Origin of the sequence: Psychrobacter sp. CCUG 69069 (genome assembly GCF_021023115.1) — a bacterium.
GTDB classification, from domain to species: Bacteria; Pseudomonadota; Gammaproteobacteria; order Pseudomonadales; family Moraxellaceae; genus Psychrobacter; species Psychrobacter namhaensis.
The window spans coordinates 19,157-30,190 of record NZ_QQAI01000024.1 but is presented as its reverse complement, the minus strand read 5'-3'; the positions used below and the strand labels follow the sequence as shown (position 1 = coordinate 30,190).

General features: G+C 45.4%; 11 protein-coding genes. 6 read left to right on the top strand and 5 right to left on the bottom strand.

Annotated elements, in window-relative coordinates:
- Nucleotides 1-178 precede the first annotated feature (178 nt).
- A complete protein-coding gene (locus tag DVY93_RS11730; RefSeq protein ID WP_230710935.1) occupies nt 179-1,465 on the top strand; it encodes a PDDEXK-like family protein in 1,287 nt (428 codons plus the stop codon).
- A gap of 227 nt (nt 1,466-1,692) precedes the next feature.
- On the opposite strand, the gene DVY93_RS11725 is transcribed toward DVY93_RS11730, so the two are convergent.
- On the bottom strand, nt 1,693-1,974 hold the full coding sequence (locus DVY93_RS11725) for a DUF503 domain-containing protein (protein WP_230710933.1): 282 nt from the start codon (nt 1,972-1,974) through the stop codon (nt 1,693-1,695).
- Nucleotides 1,975-2,101: 127 nt separating this feature from the next.
- Here DVY93_RS11725 and DVY93_RS11720 point away from each other — a divergent pair, with 127 nt between their 5' ends.
- The 3 genes from DVY93_RS11720 to DVY93_RS11710 all read left to right on the top strand — a co-directional run bounded on the left by DVY93_RS11720 (nt 2,102) and on the right by DVY93_RS11710 (nt 3,694).
- The gene (locus DVY93_RS11720; RefSeq protein WP_230710931.1) at nt 2,102-2,917 is read left to right on the top strand and encodes a threonine/serine ThrE exporter family protein; all 816 of its coding nucleotides are present in this window, start codon (nt 2,102-2,104) and stop codon (nt 2,915-2,917) included.
- 1 nt (nt 2,918) lies between these two features.
- Nucleotides 2,919-3,371 carry a threonine/serine exporter family protein gene (locus DVY93_RS11715; RefSeq protein ID WP_193004727.1) on the top strand — a complete coding sequence of 151 codons (453 nt, stop codon included), beginning with the start codon at nt 2,919-2,921 and terminating at the stop codon, nt 3,369-3,371.
- A 110-nt stretch (nt 3,372-3,481) separates the two neighbouring features.
- Nucleotides 3,482-3,694 (top strand): hypothetical protein, encoded by a 213-nt coding sequence (locus DVY93_RS11710; protein ID WP_193004728.1) that lies wholly within the window; start codon nt 3,482-3,484, stop codon nt 3,692-3,694.
- A gap of 12 nt (nt 3,695-3,706) precedes the next feature.
- Here the strand turns inward: DVY93_RS11710 and DVY93_RS11705 are convergent, their stop codons facing one another.
- Both DVY93_RS11705 and DVY93_RS11700 read right to left on the bottom strand, forming a co-directional pair.
- Entirely contained in the window at nt 3,707-4,318 is a 612-nt protein-coding gene (locus DVY93_RS11705) for a GNAT family N-acetyltransferase (protein WP_193004729.1), read from the bottom strand.
- 91 nt (nt 4,319-4,409) lie between these two features.
- Nucleotides 4,410-6,017 carry an FAD-dependent oxidoreductase gene (locus tag DVY93_RS11700; protein WP_230710928.1) on the bottom strand — a complete coding sequence of 536 codons (1,608 nt, stop codon included), beginning with the start codon at nt 6,015-6,017 and terminating at the stop codon, nt 4,410-4,412.
- A gap of 255 nt (nt 6,018-6,272) precedes the next feature.
- Here DVY93_RS11700 and truD point away from each other — a divergent pair, with 255 nt between their 5' ends.
- Nucleotides 6,273-7,493 carry a tRNA pseudouridine(13) synthase TruD gene (gene truD / locus DVY93_RS11695; protein ID WP_230710927.1) on the top strand — a complete coding sequence of 407 codons (1,221 nt, stop codon included), beginning with the start codon at nt 6,273-6,275 and terminating at the stop codon, nt 7,491-7,493.
- 61 nt (nt 7,494-7,554) lie between these two features.
- On the opposite strand, the gene DVY93_RS11690 is transcribed toward truD, so the two are convergent.
- Nucleotides 7,555-9,018 (bottom strand): GGDEF domain-containing protein, encoded by a 1,464-nt coding sequence (locus tag DVY93_RS11690; protein WP_193004732.1) that lies wholly within the window; start codon nt 9,016-9,018, stop codon nt 7,555-7,557.
- 315 nt (nt 9,019-9,333) lie between these two features.
- Nucleotides 9,334-10,215: a PHP domain-containing protein gene (locus DVY93_RS11685; RefSeq protein ID WP_198333914.1), complete on the bottom strand. Its 882-nt coding sequence runs from the start codon at nt 10,213-10,215 to the stop codon at nt 9,334-9,336.
- Nucleotides 10,216-10,405: 190 nt separating this feature from the next.
- Between DVY93_RS11685 and DVY93_RS11680 the strand changes: the two genes are divergently transcribed.
- A complete protein-coding gene (locus DVY93_RS11680; RefSeq protein WP_193004734.1) occupies nt 10,406-10,957 on the top strand; it encodes an inner membrane-spanning protein YciB in 552 nt (183 codons plus the stop codon).
- The last annotated feature ends 77 nt before the right edge of the window (nt 10,958-11,034 follow it).

The following is an 11,034-nucleotide window of genomic DNA, read 5'->3' as shown; positions in this document are numbered from 1 at the left end:
AGTCATACCCTCGTCTAAGCTTTTTAGTACTTGTTTGCGAAAATCTAGGGAGTAAGTCATGGTCTTTATGATAGCAATTAGGTTTGATAATTAGTTTATAACACTTTTAAGTGGGATTGACTATAGTTTGATAGACTTAACTTGAGGATCTAACTTAAAACCACTAGGAAAGATGGCTATGCTTAGTAATAGTTTCAAACAGAATATTTTAGTTTTACAAAAAAAGGAGCAGGAATTCCAGCAACAACATGATAAATCAAAGCTAGACTTTAATATATTCACGATCTTACGTAAGACAGGCGAAGAAGTTGGTTTACACTCTCGTTTTCTTGCCGAATTACTCAATAAAGATGCTAGTCATAAAATAGAATATTTTCAACAGTTATTTATTGAAACAGTATTAAATAATGCTATAGCAACACAAGAATGGAATCGAGAAAAATTAAGCTCTAAAGATGACTACAACTGTGAAATTGAATATAGTTTTCGTAATCCAGATCATGGTAGAGCTGATATCATTCTCAAAAACAAAAAAAACGTTATTGTTGTCGAAAACAAGATTTATGCTTTTGATCAAAAAGGTCAATTGGCGAAATATTATAAAGCTTGCCAAGAGTTAGGCTATGATGATAAAAATATTTACATAGTGTATTTAAATCGTTTTGGGGATGATGTGTCGCCCTATGGTCAGGGAGATATTAGTAATGATGACTATGGAGTGATTAGCTACAAGGAAGATATTTTTAACTTTTTGACGCTATGTACGGCAAAGGTAGCAGATTATCCACATATAGAACTGACTATTGAGCAGTACATCAATACCGTTGCTAGAATTACAGGTCAGACAAGGGATGCAAAAATGAAAAAAGAATATATAGATTTTCTAGCAGATGATAATAACTTTAAAACCGTCTATGAACTAAGCCAAAACTTTGAAACTATTCAAAAAAACATTCAGAATGATATGTGGGATAAGTTATTGACTTATTTTAGCGAGAAAAATCTAGAGTTTACTTTCTGTGATAACCAACTGTCTCACTATAGCCAAGAAAAAGCTGTCAAACAATACTTCTTAAGGGGTGGCACGAAAGGCAAAGCTAAGACATACGGACTTTGCTATAAAATAATCGAAAAAGATAACCTAGGAGTTTATTGTTATATTGAGCTAAATCATCGTTTGTATTACAGCATAACGTTAGTAGACAAGGATGGACGTCTTCCAGAATGTCCAAGCGATATGAAAGATTTCAAAGGAAGAGTTGAGAAACTACATAAAAACTGGAAGTATCAAGACAAAAAGAAGAATTTAGGTGGTCAGATTTACCCTCAACGCCCAGTCAACTTCAAAAACCCTAACGATAATTTTTTCGATATTATCAATGAGAAGAGTCGCGAAGAGTGGGTGGCCGAAACAGCTGATGATATCATTCAGCTAATTGATGATGTAAAAAATATTAATTTCTGATAAGCATCATTTCATCTTACACGCAGTATCATTAATTTATGAAAGTCTCCTTGAGGGGCTGTTTAGCCTCGATTGTAGCGGTTATTTTTGGTTCACCACTGATTGAGGTGACTTAGCTAGGAGCAGTATCGATATAACAGGAATGCTACTGGCTATTAGTCACCGCTCTAGTGGGCGACCAAGATATGAGCGAAAAGCGTGATTAGCTTCCCATAAATACGAACTACCTAAACAAACTCCCTCTCAACATTCATCACCCGCGCATCTACCGTACGCTCTATTTTCTCCTCAATTTGGCTGCACTGCGACTCAACCTCACGTTTGGACAGTCCTACTATCACAAACGTCCACTCGCTGGCATCATGGCGCGCGCGGCCGCCGCTCTCACATACCGCGACACTTGGCGTATTGCCAAAGCGCGCATGTAAGCCGCCCATACGTTGGCGTTTTTCTTTTAACGAGCCGCAGCCGGGCAACGAAAACGTCAGTGTCAAAATAGCGATATGCATTTTATGCTCCTTGCCAAAACCATTTATACTTTATAGTAGCATCAAATATAATGTCTGATAATGTCTGCGCGTCAGTACCCAGACCCTTTATAATAGCGTATCAATAACCAAGTTGCGTATCCAATCCATGACTTCTATCAGCTACGTCCAGCAGCAGCGCATCACTCGATTGTGCGTGCGCTGCGGATTACTCCTTATGCAATATGGTGCTGAGTCTGCCGTGGTGGTGGACTTATCCAAACGCCTAGGGCTGGCCTTGGGGATGAACAGCGTAGAGTGCTCGCTCAATTTTAACGCCCTAACGCTGACCACTATCTGTGATGAACGCTGTATTACCACCACTCGGGACACGATCAATCAGAGCATCAACGTCAATTTATTGGTGCAAATACAGCAAATCGTCAATAAAACCGAAGCCGTTATAAATAACGCCAAGCTAGATAACAATAAGCTCACGCCTGAACTGACTGACCGCACCACGCTTGCGTTTGATGAGTTAGATAAGACGGTGTATCCAACCTGGCTGGTGGGCGTGTTTGTTGGTGCGTCTTGTGCGGCGTTTGCCTATCTGAATGGCGGCAGTTGGTCGATCACCGCCGTGACGTTTATCGCGGGTATGGTCGCGATGTTCACTCGTATTTATCTGGCCAAACACCATTTTAATCCCTTTATAGCAGTCATCGCGACCGCGTTCATTGCCTCATTAATTGGGGCGACGACCTATTATTTTGATATTGGTAATAATGCCGATATTGCCGTGGCGTCCAGCGTGCTGCTACTGGTACCAAGCTTTCCTTTGATCAATTCTTTTTCAGATATCTTAAAAGGCTATGTCAATATTGGCGTTGGCCGTGCGGTATTTACTTATATGCTGACTTTGTCCGCTTGCGTTGGCATCGTGATGGCGCTGGTTTTACTGCAAATACAGCACTGGGGGTTTTGAGATGTGGTTCATTGAAACCGTTGTACTGTCTTGCATTATTACCCTTGGTTGGACGCTTATGTTTACAGTCCCCAGACGCTATATCTTGCCGTGTTTGCTCATGACGGCTTTTGGCTTTGGACTAAAGACTGCCCTTGTCTATCAGCATGTACACATCGTGGTGGCTAGCTTTTTTGGGGCGATGCTTGCCAGTTTTTTGGGCGTGTACTTTTCTAAAAAATATACCCTACCGCCCAAAGCCCTAATCTCACCAAGTGTCATCTGTATGATGCCCGGTATCGCCGCTTATAAGGCGATGGTCAGTATGGTGCAGATTGGCTATTTTGGCTTTTCAGATGAGCTGTTTAGTCAAATGATGGTGTATTTGTTTGAGGCGTTGTTTGTGACCTCAGGATTGGTGCTGGGCTTGTCCATTCCTGGCCTACTGTTTTATAGACGTCGGGCGATCGTTTAGGGGGTGGGCTGTTTTTGGCGGGAGAATAGCACGCGCTTGGTTTTGTGCTATTCATACTGACAGCACAATCACGTTACTGCTATGATGCGATTAATAATGATCGTTGAGAGATGACTGTGTGGCAGGTGTACTTGTTTATATTACCGATTGGTCTTGGAATCATGACCTTGGCAGCAAGCTTGTTGTTTTTATTTGCTTATCTTATGTCTGACGACAATGCCACGCGCTTGCCAGCGTTTAACTGGTTTAAGCGCTTAATTATTGTGGCATTCATCCTGCTGAGTATTGGCCTATTTATGACTTTTGGCCATTTTTGGGGTTAACCAAGCGCACGTTTATGCGTGAACGAATTTTTCTAATTCTAATAACTCTAAATCTTGACGCTTTGGCTCGCCATTGTTGCCATCATTTGGAAACGGCATCTTATTACCGTTCAACTGATAGCCACGGCGCTGATAATAAGCCAAAAGCTCAGGCCGATGGCTTAATATAGACATGGTCAGACGCGCAGGTTTTTTATGAGGCGTTTGCATTTCTGTCTGCAAATGGCGCGCTGCAAACGTCTCTGCTGCCTGCAATATCTGATGACCAACGCCCTGCCCTTGCAGTTCAGGATGGACCGCAAACATGCCGATATAGGCTTTTTTATGACAGACACTGTTATTCACCTCATGGTTGGCTTTTATATCGACCGCGATGCAGCCTAATAACGCACCTGTCTCCTCGCCATCACGATTGCCTGTCGTCGTTTTTGGGTATACGAAGAGATAATGCGTTGGATTAGCAATGGTATTCGCCAGCTCCTCTGGCGTAATCCGGATACCACCGATTAAATCCGCCTCATTGGTCCACCCTTCTGTCTGCCGATAACAACGGTTGAGTAACTGCTCAAGTGCCTCCATGTCATCCGCTTTGGCCTGACGTAAAAATACCGAATCCTTATCCATATGATGATTTTCCTTTTTTATCTGTATAGTAAAAAAAACTGGCTCAGATCACTAAGCCCGCCTAAATACTAATCCTTATCCGTTTTGAGTGCTAGCGCGATAACGCATGCGCTTGGTCAATAATGTCAAATCCAGCCTTAATCTGCGCGCGCGTTGGGGCATGACCACGGCGGAGTAGCTCAGAGAAGGCGACCAGCTCTTTGTCGCGTCCCAGTGAGAGGGCAGCGCTTGCCCGTGTGTTCTCTTCTTCATCATCAAAGTAGTATTCGATACAGTCGAACTTACTGGGTGTACCAAACAAAATCCCCTTATCATGGGTCGTCGCATGTCCACTATAACGCAAGCTGTTACCGTACTGCGCGGTCCAAAAAAACGGAATACGCTCCTCTAAAACGTTTACGTTATCTTCCTCCAAGATAGCCGCTGCCGTTACCATGCCATGCTGCAAAGCCACGCGCCAGTGCTCGATACGCATGCGCCCCATCTGGTTGGTCGCGTGGGCGATATCGCCCAACGCATAAACGCCATCGCGCAGTTGCAGGCGCTCATTTACTTGCACGCCATCTGGATCATTGACCTCATTTAACAAGGCGGTACGCGGGGCCACGCCTGTACCTAATATGACCATATCGGCGTCAATTTTGGTGCCATCAGACAGGGTTACGCCGCTGACTTTACCACTGTCCTCATGAATTTCGTCAACGTCCGCGCCGAATGCAAACGCAACACCTTTTTCTTTATGCAGATCAATCACAGCGTTGCTAATGCTCTCGGAGACGATATGACTCAGTACCCGCGCGCTACGACCAACGACCGTAATAGAGGCGATCTCCCCTACTTGCATCAGTGATGAGGCCACCTCCATACCGATAAAGCCAGTCCCGACGATAACGACGTGCTTGCCGCGACTTGCCGCTTTGATGTCTTTGGCGTCATTCATACTGCGTAGTGTATACACACCATTAAGCTCACTCCCTTCAAACGAGGGCATCTTGGGTTCAGCCCCTGTCGCCACCACCAAAAAATCGGCGGTTTGTCGTTCGCTATGGCCACTATTGTCTTCCATCACTATGACGCACTCATTCGGCAATACTTCGCTCACCACTTGATTTAAACGCAGCTCAATGTTGTTTTTATTGGCCCAGTCTGCCCCGCCCAGCATTAAATGTTGCTCATCCATGTCGCCGGTTAAAAACATTTTGGATAATAAAGGGCGATTATAAGGGGCTTTATCATCCGCACTAATGATGGTGATTTTACCCGCATAACCGGTACGGCGCAGCTGATTGGCTGTCATAAATCCCGCCCCGCCGCCACCAACGATCATAGTATGTGTGTCTGCCAGCTTGTCATTTGCCACCGTCTTATCTATCCTCGCTGAGGTATGTACAGTCAAGCTATCACCCTCATCAGTCAGCTCGTATTGGGTAAGCCCTGTAGTGGCAACAGGCTCTAGCAATGTGCCATCGCGGCTATCAAAAGTCGCATGATGCCAAGGACAAATCACGCGATTGCCGCAGCGTAAGCCGTCGCCTAAGTCTGCCCCAGCATGCGGACATTTGCCATCAAATGCACTAAACTCATCCTCATCACGAGTGACCAAAATGATACTATCGTCATCTTGTTTATAAGATTTCATGCCGCCACTTGGAATATCGGCTTTATTAATAGTGACTGTATTGATCATTGCCTTGGTCATAATGCGTCCTTAACCGTTATAATAATATCCTCTTTAGTCGGATTAAAAATAAGCACACTGAACCAGACACTTTTAACTTATCCGATTGTTTCTTCACCGACTTTTTACACACGCGATGCATTGATAGTAGCAAGCTCGCTTCATGCGCGATGTTTTTTTGTATGCTGACTGCGTTGCAAAACGTAATGCTTGACTTTTCATTCTTACTTTTACGCCCTCTCTTTAAAACGCATCATCAAAATAAAAGATCCTTTTATGACTTCTCCAGATAAAAACATAACCCCTACCGCCCACTCTCCGTCTGCTTTTGAGGATGAGGCATTTGATATCTCAAATATCGATGTTGCAGCCGTCACTGATACCGCACACCTACCCCAGCCGACGCAGCAGCCGTTAAAACAAGCACGTTATAAAGCCTATGCAACCGACTTTGTGGTCAACGAACTCTTGCCATTAGACTTCACTGGCGAGGGAGAGCATTTATGGCTACACATCCAAAAGTCAGGAATGAACACGGCGTATCTTGCCAAATTACTCTCAGAGTGGGCCGAGATTCCATTACGTGATGTGGGTTACTCAGGACTCAAGGACCGCCATGCATTGACCACGCAGTGGTTTAGCCTGCGCATTCCCAAAAAGCAGTTGCCAGCCTCTGAGTTTGCCCCGCTAGATGTCGCAGAGCATGAATCAGTCACCATTCTCGCCCAACAGTGGCATAACAAAAAGCTCAATCGCGGCACCCACAAAGCCAATGAGTTTGTCATCACTTTGCGCAATATCCAGTTTGCAAGTGCTAACGAGGAACACACTGGACTGTCTGATAAGCAAAGCGTCGAGCAGCATTTAAAGCACATCGCTAAAAGTGGCGTGCCCAATTATTTTGGCCCGCAGCGCTTTGGACGTAACGGTAATAATATTAGAGAGGCACTGGCGTTGTTTGCGCGGCCTCTACCAGACAGTCGACCGCAGCCCAAAAAAAGCAAACGCAAGCGCGCGCCGCGTGAGCAAAACACCATGGAGCTATCGGCTGCGCGGAGTTTGATATTTAATCAGATACTGGCAGCACGAGTCAGAGATGACAGTTGGAATGAGGGTCTAACAGGGGAAGTGTTTAACTTAGATGGCTCGGGATCGATATTTACGAGTGAAGACGTAGACGCGACCCTGCGGGCGCGGCTTGCCAGTGGTGACATTCATCCAACGGGCGTTTTATGGGGCGTGGGTAACGATAAAGTCAGTGGCACAGCGGCAGCCATCGAAAATGACACTGTGCAGAACAGTCCCCTATTAACACAACTAGCCACAGGCTTAGAGAAGCGCGATATCAAAGCACAACGGCGACCACTGCGATTGCCTGTTGCCGCAATGAGCTGGGAGTGGTCAGACGAGCAGACGCTTGTATTGAGCTTTACTTTAACGACCGGTAGCTTTGCGACCAGCGTCTTGGCAAGCTTCGTACAGCAACTGACGTCCTAATTAAGCAGGTCACAGCGGCAAAGACAACGTGTGAAAGTCAGTAACATCAGCCCTTTAGTTATTATAAAGTGCCTCCACACTGTTTTTTTCTTCTGCCAACATCTTCTTCTGCCAACATCGCATTGGCACTCACAACTTGATTACGACCACGGCCTTTCGCCTCATACAGTGCTTTATCGGCAGTGCTGATTAAGCGCTGACAAATATCTTGAGGCAACTGCGCGGTTAAGATTTTTCTAGCGCCGCGTTTATTGGGGCGCAACTTAACCTTTTGGGACTGATTGAGCTCACTCTCCGCTTCTTTTTGGACCAGCGTTGCGTGTGCTTGCTTGATGCAGGAACGCGCGCCATGCGTCAGGGTATATAACCCCAAACTGGCGGTCACCCTAAAGGTGATATCGTCATCGGCCGTTATCACCTGCTCAGCAATGCTGCGCCTGAGTTGTTCAGCAATGAGCATGGCGCTATCGTGCTTCGTGTCTGGCAGCACAATCAAAAACTCCTCACCACCATAGCGACTAACGATCGCCTCATCAGTGAAAAACTGTCGTAGCGTCTGTGCCACTTCCGCCAACACCAAATCACCAACATCGTGACCATAATTGTCATTGATGTCTTTAAACCAATCCAAATCCAGTAGAATCACGCTAAAGTCTTGCTGATTGTCGACCGACTTCAACGCTTGTTTCATTTGGGTCAAACCATAACGGCGACTGTTGAGCTGGGTCAGCTCATCTTGATTGGCATGCTGTAGCGTCTCTTTTTTACTTTCATCTAATATAGACAACAGCGCACGAAATATATAAATGATAAAAATGGCTTTTGGTAGCGCCATATAGATGTGAGTGGCGCGCCAAAAAAATGCGGACGAGTAGCGCAGTTGACTCAAGCTGTCCCAGCTGAGCGCACCCTTTTGCAAAGCAGCAGCAGAGACCGCATTTTCGATCGCTGTCATCTCACTATAGGTGAGATAGCTATAAGTACCTAAGGGAAAAGAGCTAATGGACATTTGACGTAGATTGGGTAACGTCACGCCGAAGTAAGGCAGGAGAGTGACCGCTAAGATCACAGCAGCGTGCCCTAAAAACGCGCGCCATACATAGCGCCGCTGTACTAGCATCATCGCCAACATCGCCCCACCGACCAGCGAAACCCCAGCCACCAAACTACTATGACCCATGACCACAATGACCACAGCAATATAAGTGCTGTAGAGTGTCACTAAGATGGCCTGCCATTGATGCAACGCGTCATTGTCTTTTCGAATGGGCGATAAGCGGCTAACCATCCAAAAAGAGTACGCCCCCATCAGTGTCACCCCAATCCATAAAGGGTACAGCAGTGTCACATTCACATAAGGGGCATACACATCTTGGCGCCACCAGACGACCAAACACCAGAGCCAATGTGAGGCAACTTCCATCAATATAAACAGTGCCAGCAGTGAGGTCCTATCAGCAGCTTGCCACCCAAAAATCACTCGAGAGAGTTTTCTGTAGCCGAGATGAGATATTGATACAGCCATAATAGGGCTACCACAGACAGTGAGAGTTATGAGAGGTCTTGAATGTTCAACCATAGCACTGACAGCGACTCTTTTTTAGACGGATCTTTGTTAAAACAATCAGTTTAGTCATTTTAACCGAGTGTGTTTAACAGAGAATTGGTAAAATTGTCCTGTCTTTGCAAGCTAATATATTTAGTGTGGCAACTTTTGTCTTAGTTATCAATACGCTTCATTGATTCATGCGTCAACACATGCCGCCTTCTTTTAATCCGTGCCAATGTTGAGACTGCGTTCTGGCTATTTACGCTTAATGACAATTTGTTATAGATGTCACTAAGACAGTCGCGCAAAAGACTGCCAAACCCCTTGCTGCTCAGCGTTCAAAACAGGAACATCACCTAGACGCCGCCACGGCATATTACTACCATGAAAGTCGCTGCCAATCGATGCGCCAAGATTGTGCTCAGCGATACTGCGATCGACCATTCTTCGAGTGCTTACCGGCTCGCTGTTGGCAGGCAGCTCACAAGCATCGCCACCAAGTTGTGCAAACTCCTCAATAAGCTTACGAACTCTCGTCGCTGAAAGCTGATAGCGCGTTGGATGCGCAAGCACAGCCTTACCACCGCAAGCATGTATCAGCTCGATACCGTGCTGCATCGTCAGCGCCTCTATGGCCACATAAGCGGGTTTATTATCAGCCAAATACTTATCAAATGCCTTTTGGACGGTCTTTACCTCACCGCGCTCAAATAATACTTGCCCAATATGAGCACGCCCTACTGCCTGTGCATTGCCGCCTGCCTTATCAAGGACGGCTTGCCATAGCTCGTCATAGTTGATGTCTAATAACTCACTGAGCTTTTCGGTAATTCGCTGCCCACGGGACGCCCGGCTGTCTTGCAACTGCTGTAAGGTTGCATGCATTTTTTCGCGATCCGTAAAATCGAGCCCAAGCACATGGATGATTTTATTGGTGGATTTGTTTTTGCCATAACCACCGCTTAGCGTGTGCTCACAGCTGATTTCAACGCCATTGATGAGCTGCATATCACAGGCAGCAGCCACAGCTCTCGCCTCATCAATTCCTGCCAGCGTGTCATGGTCGGTCAACGCCAATACATTGACGCCGGCCGCATGGGCACGTTGTACCACCTCCGTTGGGCTATAGGTGCCATCAGAGCAAGTACTATGACAATGTAAATCGATTTTCATAAAGCTGGCCTTAAGATTTTAAGTGGGTTGTCAAGTTAAAGGTACTGGCGACAATGAGTAGTACTGCGGCAAAATATGTGGAAAAAGGCTAAGGTATGGTATATAAGACGATTATAGTGTTGACTGCTTTTTTTTGGTGCAGTAGACGTGTAAACTACCCCATACGTTTTTGTTGGACATCCTATTTGCTATGAAAGCCTTATTAGACTTCATCCCGTTAATTGCGTTTTTTGTTGCCGCTCGTTATAACGGTATTTTAGCAGCAGCTGGCGCGTTGCTCGTTGCCACCCTTGTTGTTTATGCGATTCACTTTATCCGCCAAAAAGGCAAATTTGATAAGCAGCAGTGGGTTGTCTTACTCCTAACCATCTTGTTCTGTGGGGGCACATTACTCTTGCGCGATGATATTTATCTGCGCTGGAAGTCACCAATTATCAATGGTATATTTGCTTTGACACTACTCATCAGTGCCGCTATTAATAAGCCTCTGATGCAGCTTGCGATGAAAGAGGTATTTACTCTGACGTTAAGCGGCTGGAAAAAGCTCACGGTCGCTTGGGCCCTATTTTTTGCCTTTATGGGCTTTTTGCATTATATCACAGCGTTTACGATGTCAGATGAGGCATGGATTAACTTTAAGACCTACGGCTGGATTCCAATTATGCTGGTATTCGTTGTCGCCCAGTTTGCTGTGTTAAAAAAGCATCTCAACCCCGCACTGACTGACAAAACCGTCAAATAACTTGTATTACTTTATATTGTCTTATAACAGCCAGCTATTTCTAAATTCTAATACCGACAATATTTAATCATAAATAT